Genomic DNA, 15,939 nt, shown 5'->3' with positions numbered 1-15,939 from the left:
CCGCTGCGGGCTGAAGCGGCGGGGACTGCTAGTTCGTTTATGATGTCATCGATTCGTCGATAGATTTGACTCGATGTCCGTTCCGCGGCGTTGACCCGCCGCAGGGGGCTTAAAGAAAATGAAAGCTGCCATCCATCCCGAGTACGACACCGTCACGGTGCGCTGCGCTTGCGGCGCCGAGTGGGAAACGCGCTCCACCCACGACGGCGACATCCGTCTGGAGATCTGCTCCAGTTGCCATCCTTTCTTTACCGGCAAGCAGAAGCTGGTCGACACCACCGGACGCGTGGAGCGTTTCCAGCGCAAGTACGCGCAGTTCAACCAGGGCAAAAAGTCCAAGAAGTAACCCGCCGTGTTCCAGAAGCTTCAGGCCTTGGAAGAAAAGTACGAGAAGCTTTCCCAGGATCTGGGGAGCAGCGAGATGCTCTCCAACCCCAACAAGCTTCGGGATGCGGCGCGGGCTCACTCCGAACTGCAGGAGATCGTCGAGAAGTACCGCCAGTTCCGCAAGCTTGAAACGGGCATTGAAGACGCCCGGCAGATCCTGCAGGAGGAGAGCGAGGAAGAGCTGTGCGAAATGGCCGAGGAGGAGTTGCAGCGCCTCAAGCCGCAACTGGAGGCCTGCGAGCGAGAGCTCAAGATGCTTCTCATCCCCAAGGATCCCAACGACGAGAAGAACGTGGTACTGGAGATCCGGGCCGGAACAGGCGGCGACGAGGCGACTCTTTTCGCCCAGGAGATGTTCCGCCTTTATTCCCGCTACGCCGAAGGGCGAGGCTGGAAGGTGGAGCTGCTGGACGCCCGCGAGTCCAGCGTCGGAGGGCTGAAGGAAGTGGTGGCGCTGGTGGAGGGCAAGGGCGCCTACAGCCGTCTCAAGTTCGAGAGCGGCGTCCACCGCGTTCAGCGGGTGCCGGAGACCGAGACTCAGGGACGGGTGCACACCTCGGCCATCACCGTGGCTGTGCTGCCAGAGGTCGACGAGGTCGAGGTGGACATCGATCCCAGCGACCTGCGCATCGATACCTACTGCTCCTCGGGTCCTGGCGGACAGAGCGTCAATACTACCTATTCGGCGGTCCGCATCACCCACGTTCCCAGCGGCGAGGTGGTCACCTGCCAGGACGAGAAGTCGCAGATCAAGAATAAGGCCAAGGCCCTCAAGGTGCTGCGTTCTCGGCTCTTTGAAAAAGCCCGGCAGGAGCAGCAGCAGGAAATCGCCGAGAGCCGCCGCGCCATGGTGGGAAGCGGCGACCGCAGCGAGAAGATCCGCACCTACAACTTCCCTCAGAACCGCGTCACCGAACATCGCCTGGGACTGACCCTGCACCAGCTCGACAGGATCATGGAGGGCGAGATCGATCCCATCATCGACGCTTTGGTGACCAACGAGCGGACCGAGGCTCTGCGCGAGAAGCAGGTCAACTGACGATCCCGCGGGGTCACCTGGCGCCGCCCCCTGGCACCGCCGCTGAAACCAGAAGGGCGCTCTCAGGCCGCATGACTACCATCCGACAGGCCCTGGTCGAGGCCACCGAAACCTTGCGCCGGGCCGGACTGCGGTCGCCCAGGGCCGACGCCGAACTGATTTTGACCTCCCTGCTCTCCGCCAACCGCGCCCACCTGCTGGCTCACCCCGAGCAAAGGCTGGAGCCCAGCCAGGAAAAACTCTTCTGCCAGTGGTTGGAGAAACGCAAAGAGCACTTCCCCTTGCAGTACCTGAGGGGCCGGCAAGAATTCTACGGACGCGACTTCGAGGTTTCTCCCGCCGTGCTGGTTCCCCGTCCCGAAACCGAACTGCTGCTGGAAGCCTGCCTGCGGCGCCTCTCCCCGCTGCCCGACCGGCCGCTGCAGGTGGTGGAAGTGGGCTTGGGTTCGGGATGCCTGGGAGAGACCTTGATCCTGGAAGATCCGCGGGTCATCCTGACCGGCATCGACATTTCCCCCGCCGCCCTCCAGGTGGCCAACCGCAACGCGCTGCGCCTGGGCGCCGGCAGCCGCCTGCGCATGGTGGCCGCCGATGCCCTGTCAGCGCTGGCCCGGCGCCCCTTCTTCGACCTGCTGGTCTCCAATCCTCCTTACGGAGCCCTCAGCCAAAGCCACCTGGTGGACGAAGGGGTGCGCCGCTACGAGCCTGCCTGCGCCGTCTTCGCGGGAGACAGCGGGCTGGAGGTCTATGAGAAGATCTTTTCTCAGGCCGCGCGCATCCTTAAACCCGGGGCCGGCGTTTTGGTCGAACTGGGCAAGGATCTTCGGCCTTGGGTGGAGGAATCGGCGCGGCGGCAGGGATGGCGCCCTATCCAAGTCATCCCCGATCTGGCCGGGATCGACCGGGTGGCTGAATTCGAGCCGGTCCGTCCCCGCAACGGCGGGAACCCCGATTGATGATCAGCCGTCCATACCGGTATATTGAACGTTCTGGTCGGAAGCAATCCTCTCCATGGGAGACTGAAGGAGCATGCAAGAGACAATCCGCAACCTCCTGGTCGAGATCGGAGAAAATCCTGATCGGGAGGGCCTGGCGAAAACACCCGAGCGCGTGGAAAGGGCTTGGAAATTCCTCACCAGCGGCTATCACAAGACGGCGGAGGACATCCTCAACGGAGCCCTGTTCAGCGTCGAGTACGACGAGATGGTCATCGTGCGAGACATCGAACTGTACAGCATGTGCGAGCATCACCTGCTGCCCTTTTTCGGCAAGTGCCACGTCGCCTACCTGCCCTCCAAGAAGGTCATCGGCCTGAGCAAGATTCCCCGCATTGTCGACATGTACGCGCGGCGGCTGCAGGTTCAGGAACGCCTCACCCAGCAGATCGCCAAGACCGTCACCGAGTGGATCGACCCCAAGGGAGTGGCCGTCGTCATCGAAGCCAGGCACCTGTGCATGATGATGCGGGGGGTGGAAAAACAGAACTCCAGCATGATCACCTCGGCCATGCTGGGCAGCTTCCGCACGGACAACCGCTCCAGGATGGAGTTTCTGCAACTGGTGGGACATCGGATATGACTTTGAGGCTGGGCCGGCTGAGCATTCTGATCTGCATCGCGGCGGTCTGCCTCGGCCTGCCGCTGGCGGCTCAGGAGGAGTTGCCTCAGGAGTTTCCCGACGAGGACGAGATCTTTCGGGTCGACGTCAACCTGATCACCCTGATGTTCTCGGTCAAGGACGCCCAAGGCCGCTTCGTCAACGACCTGGCGGCCGGCCGCTTCCGGGTCTACGAAGACGGGGTGGAGCAGGAGTTGCGCTACTTCGAGGGCCCCAGCAATCAGCAGCCCAGGCAAGGGGGGCTGTGGCTGGCCTTTCTCATCGACGTCAGCGGGAGCACCTTCTCCACCCGTTCCGAGCAACTGCTGGCGGCCCGCACCTTTTTCGACAATCTGCAGCAGTTCACCCAAGTGGGGATCTACGGCTTCACCGACCAACTGCTGGAATTCCAGGCCTTCACCTCCAATCGTTCGGCCGCGCTGCAAGCCTTCGCCCAGGCCCGGCAGCACCTGGGACGCACCTCCATCTACGCTTCCCTCAACTCGCTGGTGCAGCAGATCAAGGCCAAGGCGAGGCCCCAGGACCGCAAAGTCATCATCCTCATCTCGGACGGCATGGACGACGATTACGTCAAGTCGGCCCAGTCGACCTCGCTGGCCCGCATCAACGGCGTCAACATCTATACGGTGCTGGTTCCTTCGGCCTCCCAGCTTTACATCCATCCCGACGCCCCGCCCACGCCCGAGGGCGAAGAGCGGGAAAAGAAGCGCCAGGCCTTCGCCCGCCTCTCGCGCGGCACCGACGGACTGCACTTTTCGGGCTTCGAGGCCGTCCTCGACTTCGACCAGACCCTGGCCCAGATCACCGAGAGCGTTTTCGGCAACCTCTACCGTGTGGCCTACACCACCTCCGATCCCAGGCGTCCCAAGGAAGACCGCGACATCCGCATTCGGGTCACTGAAAACGAGGACTACGAAGTCTCTATGCCCTTCAAGAGGCTGCCCCGGCAGATGCAGGCCAAGAAAGAACTGATCGTGGCCCTCTTTGCCTCCAAAGACGAAAAGGCGCCTCTCGATATCGATACCTCCTACCGCGAGATCTCGGCCGCCCTGGACGTGCTGCAGCCGCGCGCACTGGGAGGTGAGACCGGGCAGCCCTTCCGTCTCAAGATCAATCCCCTCTCGCTGGCCGGCGACAAGCTGGGGGTGAGGACGCAACTGGGAATCGTGGGACAGCTCATCGACCGCCAGGGCAACGAGGTGGCCCGCCTCAGGGAGATTCTGCCCATCGACCTGCGGGCCCGAGAGATCGCCAACGGACAGGGCATCATCTACACCAACAAGCTGCTGGCGCCTAAAGGCACCTACAACTTCAGGGTGGCGGTGCTGGAAGTTTCCACCTGGAAGATGACGGCCTTCGAAACCGTGGTGCAGATCGGCACCGACTAGATGAACTTGCGCCTCAGCGATTTCGACTATCACCTGCCCCCCCAACTGATCGCCCAGCATCCCAGCCAGAAGCGTGACGAATCGCGCCTTATGCTGCTCGACCGCCGCAACGGCAGCATCGGTCACCACCGCTTTCGCGAACTGCCCCAACTGCTGGCCGGGGACGACCTGCTGGTGCTCAACGACAGCAAGGTCATTCCGGCGCGCCTCTTCGCCGACCGGCCCGGAGGCACCCGGCGCATCGAGATTCTGCTGCTGAGAGAAGTGGAGAAGGATGTCTGGGAGGCCCTGCTGCGTCCAGGTCGCAGGGTGCGCCAGGGGACGCGCCTGACGATCGCCGCCGGCAAGCTCGAGGCCGAAGTGATGCCCTCGGATTCCCGCTTGCGCCGACGCCTGCGCTTCTTTTATCGGGGCGATTTCAAGAACCTGCTGAGCCAGTACGGACAGATGCCGCTTCCGCCCTATATCGAACGAGGCGAGGGCGGACTGGCGGCGGACTCGGAACGCTACCAAACCGTTTACGCGGCCCGCGAGGGCTCGGTGGCCGCGCCTACCGCGGGACTCCATTTCACCCCCGCTCTGCTGCAGAGCCTGCGCCACGTATTCATCACCTTGCACGTGGGATACGGGACTTTCCGTCCCATCGAAAGCCAGGACGTGCCGGCCCATGAAATGGAAGCCGAGATCTTCGAGGTGGAGGCCGAGGCGGCCCGAGCCGTGCGGGAGCAGCGCCGCCGGGGAGGCAGGGTCGTGGCGGTGGGCAGCACATCCACCCGCGTGCTGGAGCATCTGGCCCGTGACAAGGGGGAGGTCAAGGAAGCCGCGGGGGAAACCGCGCTCTTCATCTATCCCGGCTTTCGCTGGCAAGTGTGCGATGCCCTCATCACCAACTTCCACTTGCCCCGATCCACCCTGCTGGTGCTGGTGTCGGCCTTTGCCGGACTCGACCTGATCAAACGCTGCTACGAAGAGGCGGTGCGGCATCGATACCGCTTCTACAGCTACGGCGACGCCATGCTCATTCTATGATCCCAGGCATCGGTTGCAGGGCATCGGCTGCGGCGCTGACCGCAAAAAAGAAAGGCGGCCCGCCGCCCGGGGCGTCCGCCTCGAGTTTGCTCTTGCAAAAAGCCATCAGGCCCGGCCGATGGGGGCCCGGAAGTCGTCTTTCTGGCACACCCAGAACATGCCGCCGGAGGTGACTCCGGCCACGCGCATGACTTTGGTGGCCACCAGTTCCTCGCCGCATTTCGGACACAGCTTGGCGGAACCCTTGGCGCCTCTCTGACCCAGACTGGCACGAGCGGTCTTACTCAGTTTGGACATGATCTCGAAACCTCCCGAGTGATTGACTACGGCGGATCGCCTTCCTCTCCGGAGGCGGCTCGCCGCTTGAAAGCGATTCTCGCAAATGGAGCCACACAGTATGCTGGGATGCCCGGGCCTGTGTCAAGTTTCAGTCGGCCAAGCCGAACTCGATGTGGGCGATGTCCTCCAACTCGTCTTCCATGTATTTCTTGATCTTGCCGATCAGCGTTTTTTCGTTGAGACGGATGGCTTCGCGGGTCACCCCGTACTGATCGGCGATCTCTTGCAAGGTCAGCGGCTCTTCAGCCATCAGGCGCTGGAAGAGGATGACCCGCTCGCGCTCGCTGAGCGTTTGGGCGAACTCCTGCAGCTTGTCTTCGAAGAGCTGCCGCAGTTCGCCTTGGGCCAGCCGGTCGTCGACCATGATGTCGGCGTCGGTCAGCGTATCGACGTAGGTGAGGGCGCTGTCGTCGGCCACCGGCGCGTCCAGGCTCAGCTCCGGCCCCTCGATGTAAGGCTCCATCTCGCGCACGGTATCTTCCTCCACCTGCAGCCGCTGGGCGATCAGCTTGGGGGTGGGGTCGATGCCTTGCAGTCTCAGCTTCTCTTTCTCCTTGCGCAGATTGAAAAGCAGGCGGCGTTTTTCGTTGGTGGTGCCGGCCCGCACGATGCGCATGTTGTCGAGCATGAATTTGATGATGTAGGCCTTGATCCACCAGGAGGCGTAGGTGGGCAGCCGGGCGCCCTTGTTGGGATCGAAGCGCTTGACCGCCTCCATCAGGCCGATGTTGCCTTCTTGAATGAGGTCGAGGACGTTGCTGTAGACGCGCTTGTACATCATGGCGATTTTGACCACCAGGCGCAGGTTGGCCGTCACCAGCCGCATGGCCGCGTATTCGTCGTCTTCTTCGCGGTAGCGCATGGCGAGATCGCGTTCTTCCTCGGCCGAGAGGGGTTGGAAGCGGCTGATTTCAAGCAGGTACTTGCGCAGCGGGTCGAGCTTGGCCAGTTGGGCCGTGCCCGTCGAGACGGGTACCGGAACCCGAGACTCGTCGCCGCTTTCGTCCTTGGACTGCTTTTCTTGGTCGTTGTCGCTCATCCGATATGCGTCTAGGTTCCCGAGGGGGCGGGCGAGTATTCTCTGATGAAGCTGCAGTAGCTCTCGACGTCCTCGGCGCTGCCCAGGATCAAGGGAACGCGCTGATGGAGCGACTCGGGCTCGATCTGAAGGATCTCCTGGCGTCCCGTGGTGGCCTTGCCTCCGGCCTTTTCCACCACGAAGGACAGGGGATTGGCCTCGTAGAGCAGCCGCAGCTTGGCCTTGGGGTGGTCGGGGTCTTTGTAGCTGGCCGGGTAGAGGAAGATCCCTCCGTAGAGGAGGTTGCGGTGAAAGTCGGCCACCAAGGAGCCGATGTAGCGCAGCGAGTAGGGTTTGCCCTGAGGAGTCTGGGCGGTTTTCAGGTGTTGAATGTAGCGCTTGGTCCCTTCGTCCCAGCTATCGGAATAGCCCTCGTTGATGGAGTAGATGCTGCCGCGGCCCGGGGTCTTGATGTCGCGGTGGGAGATGAGGAACTCTCCGATGGAGGGGTCGAGGGTGAATCCGTTGACTCCCGAACCGCTGGAGTAGACCAGGATGGTGCTCGATCCGTAAACGCAGTAGCCGGCCGCCACCTGCTTGTATCCGGGCTGAAGACAGTCTTCCAGGGTCCCGTCCTCGCCGGGAGTGACCTTGCGCAGGATGGAGAAGATGCTGCCGATGCTGACATTGGCGTCGATGTTGGAGGAGCCGTCCAGGGGATCGAAGATGAGCACGTACTTGCCCTTCTTGAACTTGCTGGGGATGCGCATCACGCGCGGGTCTTCTTCTGAGGCCATGGCGCACAAGTGGCCGCCGTGGTCCATGGCTTTGAAGAGGGTGTAGTGGGCGAACTCGTCCAGTTTGCGCACCTCCTCGCCGTGCACGTTCTCGTCGCCGGTCTTGCCCAAGATGTCCACCAGCCCGGCCTTGTTGACTTGGCGCGAGATGATCTTGAAGGCGATGGTCAGGTCCCACAGCAGGCCCGTAAACACTCCGGTGGCGTCCGGGAATTGACGCTCCTCCTCCACCAGGAAGCGCCCAATCGTCAATGTCGAAGTACTCATCGGTTCTCCTTTTGATCACGTTGCAGGCGAGGAGCCTGCAAGCGGTTTCGTGTCAAAAGGGTATCCGGCCCCGGGGGGCTGGAAAGGCCCTTGTCTGAATTCCACTCTAACACGCGGGAAGCGGCTGACAAGCTGGCTTTGGTTCACTTAAAGCTCGAGTTTCAATGCACGGTCTTGCTCTTGCGGGTCATGAAGTCCAGCAGCACGTGATCGGCCAGATTGAAGGTATTGGTCAAGTAGGCTTTGCCCTGGGAAATCTGAGCGACCTGCTTGACGAACTCCACCAGATAGTAATCTCGTGCCAGCATGAAGGTGTTGATCATGATGCCCGAGCGGCGGCAGTTTGCGGCCTCCTTGAAAGTCTCGTTGAGGATGTAGGGGTCGAGGCCGAAAGAGTTCTTGTAAATGCGCCCGTCGCTGCGGGTCAGCGCCGAAGGCTTGCCGTCGGTCACCATGATGATCTGGCGCAGGTCTTTCTTCTGATTCATGAGGATGCGGCGCGCCAGGCGGAAGCCTTCGCAGGTGTTGGTGTGCCAGGGTCCGATCTGCACCTCGGCCACTTTGTGTACGGGGATCTCCTCGGCCGAGTCGTGAAAGAGAATGACTTTAAGCGTATCTTCGGGAAACTGGGTGCGGATCATGTGGGCCAGAGCCAGAGTGACCTTCTTGGCGGGCGTGAAACGGTCTTCGCCATAGAGGATCATGCTGTGGGAGCAGTCCAGCATGATGACGGTGGCGCAGGAGCTGTGGTACTCGCTCTGATGCACCATCAGGTCGGAGTACTCCAGGTTGAGCGGCGTCCCCAGGCCCTCCCGCTGGATGGCGTTGAGCAGGGTGGCATTGACGTCCAGGTTGAGAGTGTCTCCGAATTCGTAGGGACGGCTGTGCCAGTCGGCCTCGATTCCGGTCGAAAGTTGCCGGGTGCGGTGTTTGCCGAAAGCGCCCGAGCCGCGCGACGAGAGGAGTTCGCGCAAGGTGCGGTGTCCCAGGTAATCGATGCTTTTTTCGGTCAACTTGAAGCGCCGGCTGTTGTCGGCCTCGCCTTCCCGGCCCTGCTGCGAGGCTCCCTGCTGCTGCTCTTCCACCTCCAGGTAGTTCTCTTCCACCAGCTTGCGGATCAGTTCGTCGAAAAAGTCGCGCACGTCCTCGGGCAGCTCGCCGTGGGGGTATTGCTCTTCGTAGTCTTGCATGGCCTGGCGCCATTCCTCGGGCAGGCGCTCGTCGCTGGAGAGGATGGAAGCCAAGGCCCGGTAGAGCGCTTCCATGCTGTTGGGAGGGGGGGCATCGGGGTAGAACTGAGATTCGAATCCGCTGTCGAGCAGAAAATCGCGAAGTCGGTCCAGCACGTCCTCCAGGTCGATGTCGTCGAGCGGATTGGGTATGTACTTGCTGTAGCGGTAGCGCATGGCCTCCTCGCCTAGTTGAAGGAGCGGCTGCCCCGCCGGCTCTTCATCTGCTCCAGCAGTTCGCGGGCTTCGTCTTCGCCCTGCTCGCGGTAGTAGCCCTGCTCGGCGTTGCGGCTGATGCGCTTGAGCGAGTTGAGCCCTTCCAACACGAACTCGATGCCGGAAACGGCCAGCGGCAGGTCCTCCCGGGGATCCACGTCCAACTCCATCAGCGGCTCCTCCAGTCCCTGTATGCCGGAGACGGCGTCGTAGAATTGGCGGCTGCCGGTCTGATCGGTGACGCGCACGTTGCCTCCCAGGTCGAACCACTGCACGATTTGTTCGAAGTCCTCGTCTCCGAACTGCTTCTTGAAGGCGTCCAGAACGGACCTGTGGATGAGTTCCGATGCGATGCGTTCGGCGCCTTTCATTTCGCCTTCGTACTCCAGCTCGAGCTTGCCGGTTATGGCGGGCATGGAGGCGTAGACGTCGGCGATTCTCAACACCACCTGCTCTTCGCCGTGGGTCAGGGCCCGCCTTTCGGCGTTGGAGGCGGCGAACTCCAGGCAGGCGATGGGCAGGCGCTGGCTCACTCCCGAGCGGTGGTCGATGCGGTTGTCGCGGCGTCCGTGGAAGGCCACCAGCTCGACCACCTGCTCCACCCAGCGGGGGATGACCAGGTTGAGCTCGCCGCGCTCCAGCCAAGCCTCCTGGCGGGTGATGCGCAGGCCGTCCTCGAGCCGCTTGGGATAATGGGTGCGCACCTCCGCTCCGATGCGGTCCTTAAGCGGCGTGATGATCTTGCCCCGCGCCGTGTAGTCGTCGGGGTTGGCCGTGAAAGCCATGAGCAGATCGAGCGGCAGCCGCACCGGAAAGCCCTTGATCTGGACGTCCCCTTCTTGGAGAATGTTGAAAAGCCCCACCTGAATCTTGGGCGCCAGGTCGGGCAGCTCGTTGATGGCGAAAATGCAGCGGTGGGCCCGGGGCAGCAGCCCGAAATGGATGTTCTCGAATGCCGAAAGCGCCTTTCCGCTCTTGGCCGCCTTGATGGGATCGAGATCGCCGATGATGTCGGCGATGGTGACGTCGGGCGTGGCCAGCTTCTCCACAAAGCGCTGCTCGCGGTGAAGATATGCGAGGGGCAGATCGTCCTCTTCCTCACCCAGGCGCCGGCGGCCGGTTTCGCTGATGGGGTTGAAAGGATCGTCGTGAATCTCGCTGCCCTCGATGTAGGGGAGGTACTCGTCGAGGAAAGCCGTCAGTTGGCGCAGGATGCGGCTCTTGGCTTGTCCTCTCAGCCCCAGCAGGATGAAGTCCTGACGGGCCAGCAGGGCGTTGATCAGTCCCGGAATGGCGGTTTCCCCGTATCCCACGATGCCGGGGAAGAGTTCCTCTCCCTGGGCCAGCTTCTTGAGCAGATTGGCGCGGATTTCCTCCTTGACGGTGCGGACCTGATGGGGGAAGCGGGAGTCCTCCTTGAGTTGACCAAGGGTTTTGGGAAGCATAGAGGCAGACATCCTTCAATTTATGGCCGCTGACGGCTTACCGGAGCCGCAAAGGGCGTGAACGAGAGGGTCATGTCGGACGAAGGCTTTATTGCCGGGCCAGCTCGCGCAGTGAAGCGACGACTTCGGGAGCGTCCCACTTGTAGACTCCGATGTGCACCAGGGCCACCCGGCCCTGCTTGTCGACCACCATGCTCACCGGAAGGACGCCTCCTGGAAACTCCATGCTGAGATAGAGGTCGGAGTTCTTGTCGATGAGGAAGGGGAAGTCGTAGGAGTGCTTTTCCAGGTAGGCGCGTACGTCCTCGGGATCGTCGTCGCTGAGCGCCACCACACGGATGCCGTCCTCAGCCACCATCTTCTGCAATTTCTCCAGGTCGGGCATCTCTTTGCGGCAGGGACTGCACCAGGTAGCCCAGAAGTTGATCAGGAGCACTTCCGCGTCCATCTCCTCCAGCGTCAGTTCTTCTCCCTCCAGGGTCCGCAGCAGCGGCTTGGAGAGGTCGATGGACTGGCGCTCATCGGCGGGAATCCAGTTGAGGGAGGAGGCGGAGAGGCTCAAGACCAACAGGTAGAGCAAGCTGAAGACGGCGGCGACGCGGACGAAACTGCGCAATTCTGACCTCCTGGCAAGATAAGCGTAGCGAGCGACCTCATACCGCCGAGGGCACTTGAGCCTTCACCGCGGTCGCTGAAACTTGACCCGTGCGTGAACTTGTTGGCCACCCTGTGGCCATAGCGAATTGTAGCACAGCGGCTTCACTCTTCGGGCTCGTCGCCGAAGGAGATTCCCACGGCTCGGGCGGTGCACACGCGGTCGTCCTCGGGGTCGACGAGGCGTTGCCCTCCGATGGCCTCCTGCAGCGGTATGGACTCGATGCATCCGCAACGCAGGTTGACCATGCGTCCGAAGCGTCCGGCTGCGATCAGGTCGACGGCGGCCTGCCCGTAGCGGGTCCCCAGGATGCGGTCGAAGGGGGTGGGCGAGCCGCCCCGTTGCAGGTGGCCCAAAACCACAACCCGCGTTTCCATCTCGATGCAGCTTTGAATTTCGTTGGCCACTTGGTAGGAGATGCCTCCCAGCTTGCCGAAGGGGTCGTCCTGGGGACGGGAGCGGAAGACCTGCTGGCCGTCGCGGGCCGCCGCCCCCTCGGCCACCACCACGATGGAGAATTCGCGTCCCCGGTCGCGGCGATGGACGATCTTGCGGCAGATGGCGGGGATGGTGAAGGGGATCTCGGGAATGAGAATCACGTCGGCGCCGCCGGCGATTCCCGATTCCAGGGCGATCCAGCCGGCGTTTCGGCCCATTACCTCTACCAGCATGACGCGGTCGTGGCTCTGGGCCGTGGTGTGCAGCTTGTCGATGGCGTCGGTAGCGGTGTGCAGGGCGCTGTCGAATCCGAAGGTCAACTCGGTGCCCCTGACGTCGTTGTCGATGGTCTTGGGCACCCCGATGACGGGGACCCCCCGCTGCTGCAGTTGATGGCCGATCGTCAAGGTCCCGTCGCCGCCGATCATGACCAGGGCATCCAGTCCGCGTTCTTGAAAAACTCCGATCACGCGGTCGGAATGATCGTGAAACTCGACTTCCCCCTCCTGGTTGCGGACGGGGTACCTGAAGGGGTTGCCGCGGTTGCTGGTCCCCAGGATGGTTCCTCCGCGGGGGAGAATGCCCTGCACCGTCTTGAGGGTCATGGGGGTGAGTCCGCGCTCCAGGAATCCTTCGAAGCTGTCCTCGCTGCCGTAGACTTCCCAGCCGTACTTGAGGATGGCGGTCTTGACCACGGCTCTGATGACGGCGTTGAGTCCCGGGCAATCCCCCCCTCCGGTGAGGACGGCGATCTTTTTCTGCGACGAATCGTTCATGGCAGGGATTGTACAATGCCCTTTGGTCGGCCACCGTCAGGTGCGGCCTGGCGCAGCAATCAGCATCTCGAAGCACGCGCCCGCGCCGCGACGTTGTACACTATCCACGTCGGAAAAGGCCCATGCACAAAGTCGTTAAACAGCTCACCTTCTGCTACGGACACCGCCTCCTGGAATACGAGGGCAAGTGCGCCCGTCCTCACGGCCATACCGCCCTGGTCGAGATCGAGCTGTCGTCAGAGGAACTCGATTCCTTGGGGATGGTGCGCGACTTCGGCGAGGTCAAGGACATCCTAGGGAGCTACATCGACGCCACCTTCGATCACCGCATGATTCTGCGCGATGACGACCCGCTGGTGAAAGCGATGCGCGATGTGGGCGAGGAAGTGGTGGTTCTGCCCGTCAATCCCACCGCCGAGAATCTGGCCCGCATCCTCTTTCGGGAGGCCGGCAAGCTGGGCCTTCCCGTCAGCGCCGTCCGCCTCTGGGAAACTCACGACGCTTACGCCGAATACCGGGAAGGCGGTTGCTAGGGGGATGAAATGAAGAGCAGTTGGACTGAACGCCTCAAACAGCCGGCAGTCCGCTTTGTAGCCGGATTCATCGCGATCGTGATCGTTTTCAACCTTTTCCTGGCCATCGCCTGGGTGGACGAAAACCTCATTCATCCTTACACTCAATTCATCACTGCGGTCAGCGCCAATATTCTGGTGGCGGGAGGGTACGACGACCTGGATTGGCAGGGGACCATCATCCGCACGGGACGTTTCGCGGTAGACATCCGGCGGGGATGCGACGGGGTGGTAGCCACGATCTTGCTGATCGCCGCCTGCCTGGCCTTTCCGGCCTCCTGGAAACAGCGCCTGATCGGCACGGGGCTGGGTTTTCTTCTCATTTTTCTGCTCAACCAGGTACGCATCGTGGTTCTCTTCGTGTTGGGCGATCAGGGAGCCATGAACCTCTTTGAATTCGTGCATACCTATGTCGCTCAATTTGCCGTCATTGCTCTCACAATGGTTTTCTGGGTCTACTGGGCCGGACGCCAAAAGCCCGTCTATTCTTGAGCGTCTGGTGGCGTTCTTGATCTTTCTGGTGCTGGGCTACGGCTTGGTCTGGCTGATTCTCTATCCGCTTCGGCCCGTCTACCAAAACGCCCTGGGTGCGGGAGCCGAGGCCTACTACCGCCTGGAAGGAAGCGGGTTTCAGTTCTGGAGCGTCGATGACCGGGTCTACTTCCGTGCCTACCGCGCCCCCATCTTCGAGGCTCAGATCACTCCCCGCGCCATCTACACCAACCTGCCCTTTCTCATCACCCTGATCCTCATCACACCCGGCCTGTCGCTGCGCCGCCGCCTGGTTTATCTGGGCGTGGGGACGGCTCTTCTTTACCTTTCCCACGTGATTTTCATGGTCACCAAGGTCGAGGTGGTCCTCATCAGCGCCGAATATCCCAACGCCGGCAACCCCTCCTTGTGGCACTTCGCAGACAACTTTCTGGAGGTGACGGGCAAGACCTTCTTCCCCATCCTCATCTGGTTGGGACTGTGTTTGCCCTACATGTTGGGAGTGGTGGACCGAAAGGACAGGCCCCTTCCCGATGCCAAGGTGGGACGCAATGATCCTTGTCCTTGCGGCAGCGGCAAGAAGTTCAAGAACTGCTGCGGACAGGCCTGATGCGATTCCTGCTGGCTCCGTTCAAAGACTTCCTGACTCTCTTCGAAGCTCACCTGCAGGCCGGGCGCGGAGCCGCTTTGGCCGCCATTCTGCTGGGACTGGCGGCCGCTTGGTGGATCTACGTTCCCCTCCACGAACTGCTCCATGCCTGGGGCTGTCTGGCGGCGGGAGGCCAGGTCGAGCGGCTCGAGATCGATCCCCTCTACGGGGCCCATCTCCTGGCCCGCATCTTCCCCTACGTCCACCCCGGCAGCGATTACGCCGGACGCCTGAGCGACTTCAATAGCGCCGGATCGGACTGGACATACGCCGCGACCGTTGCCGCCCCCCTGCTGCTGGGACTGGCTGGATTCCCCCTGCTGCGCCTGGCCGTGCCTTCCTCCACCTCCTCCAGGGGCCTCGCCTGGCGAAGGCCGCTCCTTTTCGGCGCCGCCGCCCTGCTGGCCGCTTCGCCCTTGCTCAGCCTGACGGGAGACCTGCTGGAACTGGGCTCGCTGACGCTCTACCAGTTCTTCCCCGGCCCCGCCCAAAGCCACCGCGCCCTGATCAGCGACGATCTCTTCCGACTGCTCCATGAATGGCCGGCTCCGCCTGGCTGGAGACCGGTCGCCTTCGTCACCCTCTCGCAAACGCTGGGACTCGCATACGCATGGTCCTTGGTGGCCCTGTCCCACCGCCTTGCCGGGGGCTCCCGAGCCTTTGCCAACGACTCCCCTCCCTGCTAATTTGAGTTTCCTGCTAATCTTAGGGAAGGGCCCATAGCTCAGTTGGTTAGAGCAGCCGACTCATAATCGGCCGGTCGCAGGTTCAAGTCCTGCTGGGCCCACCATTCGTAAGTTTTTCAAAGGTAAGGGAATCGTGTCGCGGTTTGAGAATACACCACCGGTCACTCCAGGCAGAAAAGCACCACCGGGAATGAGTCACTGGTCGCTCAGCAAGAATACATCGACCGCGAACTTCCTCCGAGGACCCTGTTGGTGAGGCGTCATGTCGATGACGCTGTAATAGCGGAAGCCGTTGCCATGCTGGTCTCGTCGCCGAGATTCCCGGTAATCGAGATGGATCGCCTGGATTCTGGTCGCAGGCAGGGGCCGAAGCTCATTCGGCTCCGAAAATCCATTGTGGTTCCAGTCCACCCAGAGTTGAAGGGACTCAAAAATGGCGTCTTCTGCTGAAATCCTTCCGTCCCTATTGCCTCCATTATCCGCGAGGTCAAATACCGCCAGGGCAAGAAAGCCGTTGGGGTTTGTCGATGGGGGTTGAGGCGTGAAGGTTCCGAAAAGTTCTGTTCCCTCATCCACCTGTCCGTTTCCGTTGCGGTCAAGCACGAGGAATGCGTCGTCGACACCCTGCTGAGTCCAAGACAGCGCCTCATCGAAGCCATCGGCGTCCAGGTCGAAGCGGACGCCATGCTCCAGGTCCGTAAGCCAAAGCTGATTCCCGCGCACGCTGATGATAATCGGAGTGTTGGGGTCCCAACCCTCACAGTTTCCGCCGCCTGAACGTGCTCTGATGGCTGGTGCGTCCCACAAACGCTGCGCGCCCCCAGCGGCGCCGTTGTCGCATTCCTCCTCGCCGCCCCCGCCTCCGCCACCGGATGAGGGACAGGTAGCGCAGGGGCAGTT

The 15,939-nt window shown here is 62.0% G+C and carries 18 protein-coding genes and 1 tRNA gene; 11 read left to right on the top strand and 8 right to left on the bottom strand.

What is annotated here, in order from left to right:
• Positions 1-118: 118 nt before the first annotated feature.
• The 6 genes from rpmE to queA all read left to right on the top strand — a co-directional run bounded on the left by rpmE (position 119) and on the right by queA (position 5,460).
• Positions 119-346, top strand: coding sequence for a 50S ribosomal protein L31 (rpmE, locus tag VLU25_16005; GenBank protein ID HSR69440.1), 228 nt, complete (start codon positions 119-121; stop codon positions 344-346).
• 6 nt (positions 347-352) lie between these two features.
• The gene (gene prfA, locus VLU25_16000) at positions 353-1,426 is read left to right on the top strand and encodes a peptide chain release factor 1 (protein HSR69439.1); all 1,074 of its coding nucleotides are present in this window, start codon (positions 353-355) and stop codon (positions 1,424-1,426) included.
• Positions 1,427-1,497: 71 nt separating this feature from the next.
• Positions 1,498-2,382 carry a peptide chain release factor N(5)-glutamine methyltransferase gene (prmC, locus tag VLU25_15995; GenBank protein HSR69438.1) on the top strand — a complete coding sequence of 295 codons (885 nt, stop codon included), beginning with the start codon at positions 1,498-1,500 and terminating at the stop codon, positions 2,380-2,382.
• Between the two features lie 73 nt (positions 2,383-2,455).
• Positions 2,456-3,004 (top strand): GTP cyclohydrolase I FolE, encoded by a 549-nt coding sequence (gene folE, locus VLU25_15990; GenBank protein ID HSR69437.1) that lies wholly within the window; start codon positions 2,456-2,458, stop codon positions 3,002-3,004.
• On the top strand, positions 3,001-4,431 hold the full coding sequence (locus tag VLU25_15985) for a VWA domain-containing protein (protein ID HSR69436.1): 1,431 nt from the start codon (positions 3,001-3,003) through the stop codon (positions 4,429-4,431). Before folE ends, VLU25_15985 begins: the two co-directional genes overlap by 4 nt.
• 6 nt (positions 4,432-4,437) lie before the next feature.
• Entirely contained in the window at positions 4,438-5,460 is a 1,023-nt protein-coding gene (gene queA / locus VLU25_15980) for a tRNA preQ1(34) S-adenosylmethionine ribosyltransferase-isomerase QueA (GenBank protein HSR69435.1), read from the top strand.
• A 105-nt stretch (positions 5,461-5,565) separates the two neighbouring features.
• On the opposite strand, the gene VLU25_15975 is transcribed toward queA, so the two are convergent.
• The 7 genes from VLU25_15975 to VLU25_15945 form a co-directional block, all read right to left on the bottom strand.
• A complete protein-coding gene (locus VLU25_15975) occupies positions 5,566-5,757 on the bottom strand; it encodes a hypothetical protein (protein ID HSR69434.1) in 192 nt (63 codons plus the stop codon).
• A 130-nt stretch (positions 5,758-5,887) separates the two neighbouring features.
• Positions 5,888-6,838, bottom strand: coding sequence for an RNA polymerase factor sigma-32 (locus VLU25_15970; GenBank protein ID HSR69433.1), 951 nt, complete (start codon positions 6,836-6,838; stop codon positions 5,888-5,890).
• Between the two features lie 11 nt (positions 6,839-6,849).
• On the bottom strand, positions 6,850-7,881 hold the full coding sequence (fbp, locus tag VLU25_15965) for a class 1 fructose-bisphosphatase (protein HSR69432.1): 1,032 nt from the start codon (positions 7,879-7,881) through the stop codon (positions 6,850-6,852).
• A 161-nt stretch (positions 7,882-8,042) separates the two neighbouring features.
• Entirely contained in the window at positions 8,043-9,287 is a 1,245-nt protein-coding gene (locus VLU25_15960) for a VWA domain-containing protein (protein ID HSR69431.1), read from the bottom strand.
• An 11-nt stretch (positions 9,288-9,298) separates the two neighbouring features.
• Complete coding sequence (locus tag VLU25_15955) at positions 9,299-10,771, bottom strand: magnesium chelatase (protein ID HSR69430.1); 1,473 nt, start codon at positions 10,769-10,771, stop codon at positions 9,299-9,301.
• Between the two features lie 88 nt (positions 10,772-10,859).
• Positions 10,860-11,387: a TlpA disulfide reductase family protein gene (locus VLU25_15950; GenBank protein HSR69429.1), complete on the bottom strand. Its 528-nt coding sequence runs from the start codon at positions 11,385-11,387 to the stop codon at positions 10,860-10,862.
• A gap of 143 nt (positions 11,388-11,530) precedes the next feature.
• A complete protein-coding gene (locus tag VLU25_15945; GenBank protein HSR69428.1) occupies positions 11,531-12,640 on the bottom strand; it encodes a 6-phosphofructokinase in 1,110 nt (369 codons plus the stop codon).
• A 122-nt stretch (positions 12,641-12,762) separates the two neighbouring features.
• Here VLU25_15945 and VLU25_15940 point away from each other — a divergent pair, with 122 nt between their 5' ends.
• The 5 genes from VLU25_15940 to VLU25_15920 all read left to right on the top strand — a co-directional run bounded on the left by VLU25_15940 (position 12,763) and on the right by VLU25_15920 (position 15,143).
• The gene (locus tag VLU25_15940) at positions 12,763-13,173 is read left to right on the top strand and encodes a 6-carboxytetrahydropterin synthase (protein HSR69427.1); all 411 of its coding nucleotides are present in this window, start codon (positions 12,763-12,765) and stop codon (positions 13,171-13,173) included.
• A 9-nt stretch (positions 13,174-13,182) separates the two neighbouring features.
• Positions 13,183-13,704: an exosortase H gene (gene xrtH, locus VLU25_15935; protein HSR69426.1), complete on the top strand. Its 522-nt coding sequence runs from the start codon at positions 13,183-13,185 to the stop codon at positions 13,702-13,704.
• Positions 13,705-13,711: 7 nt separating this feature from the next.
• Positions 13,712-14,314: an SEC-C metal-binding domain-containing protein gene (locus VLU25_15930; GenBank protein ID HSR69425.1), complete on the top strand. Its 603-nt coding sequence runs from the start codon at positions 13,712-13,714 to the stop codon at positions 14,312-14,314.
• Positions 14,314-15,039: a hypothetical protein gene (locus VLU25_15925; GenBank protein ID HSR69424.1), complete on the top strand. Its 726-nt coding sequence runs from the start codon at positions 14,314-14,316 to the stop codon at positions 15,037-15,039. Before VLU25_15930 ends, VLU25_15925 begins: the two co-directional genes overlap by 1 nt.
• Before the next feature lie 27 nt (positions 15,040-15,066).
• Positions 15,067-15,143 (top strand) — tRNA-Ile (locus tag VLU25_15920).
• Positions 15,144-15,234: 91 nt separating this feature from the next.
• Here VLU25_15920 and VLU25_15915 read toward each other — a convergent pair.
• Positions 15,235-15,939: hypothetical protein (locus tag VLU25_15915; GenBank protein HSR69423.1), on the bottom strand; the 705-nt coding region annotated here is incomplete at its 5' end.

Source organism: Acidobacteriota bacterium (assembly GCA_035471785.1).
Classification (GTDB): Bacteria; Acidobacteriota; UBA6911; order RPQK01; family DATIPO01; genus JANQFM01.
Note: the sequence above shows the minus strand (reverse complement) of the source record. Positions and strands in the feature narration are given on the sequence as shown.

What these genes read in the sequence shown, in the direction of transcription:
- VLU25_15940 (HSR69427.1), top strand. Translation starts at nt 12,763, where the DNA reads ATGCACAAAGTCGTTAAACAGCTCACCTTCTGCTACGGACACCGCCTC.
- VLU25_15985 (HSR69436.1), top strand. Translation starts at nt 3,001, where the DNA reads ATGACTTTGAGGCTGGGCCGGCTGAGCATTCTGATCTGCATCGCGGCG.
- folE (HSR69437.1), top strand. Translation starts at nt 2,456, where the DNA reads ATGCAAGAGACAATCCGCAACCTCCTGGTCGAGATCGGAGAAAATCCT.
- VLU25_15925 (HSR69424.1), top strand. Translation starts at nt 14,314, where the DNA reads ATGCGATTCCTGCTGGCTCCGTTCAAAGACTTCCTGACTCTCTTCGAA.
- VLU25_15945 (HSR69428.1), bottom strand. Translation starts at nt 12,640, where the DNA reads ATGAACGATTCGTCGCAGAAAAAGATCGCCGTCCTCACCGGAGGGGGG.
- VLU25_15975 (HSR69434.1), bottom strand. Translation starts at nt 5,757, where the DNA reads ATGTCCAAACTGAGTAAGACCGCTCGTGCCAGTCTGGGTCAGAGAGGC.
- VLU25_15960 (HSR69431.1), bottom strand. Translation starts at nt 9,287, where the DNA reads ATGCGCTACCGCTACAGCAAGTACATACCCAATCCGCTCGACGACATC.
- prmC (HSR69438.1), top strand. Translation starts at nt 1,498, where the DNA reads ATGACTACCATCCGACAGGCCCTGGTCGAGGCCACCGAAACCTTGCGC.
- xrtH (HSR69426.1), top strand. Translation starts at nt 13,183, where the DNA reads ATGAAGAGCAGTTGGACTGAACGCCTCAAACAGCCGGCAGTCCGCTTT.
- fbp (HSR69432.1), bottom strand. Translation starts at nt 7,881, where the DNA reads ATGAGTACTTCGACATTGACGATTGGGCGCTTCCTGGTGGAGGAGGAG.
- VLU25_15955 (HSR69430.1), bottom strand. Translation starts at nt 10,771, where the DNA reads ATGCTTCCCAAAACCCTTGGTCAACTCAAGGAGGACTCCCGCTTCCCC.
- rpmE (HSR69440.1), top strand. Translation starts at nt 119, where the DNA reads ATGAAAGCTGCCATCCATCCCGAGTACGACACCGTCACGGTGCGCTGC.
- VLU25_15970 (HSR69433.1), bottom strand. Translation starts at nt 6,838, where the DNA reads ATGAGCGACAACGACCAAGAAAAGCAGTCCAAGGACGAAAGCGGCGAC.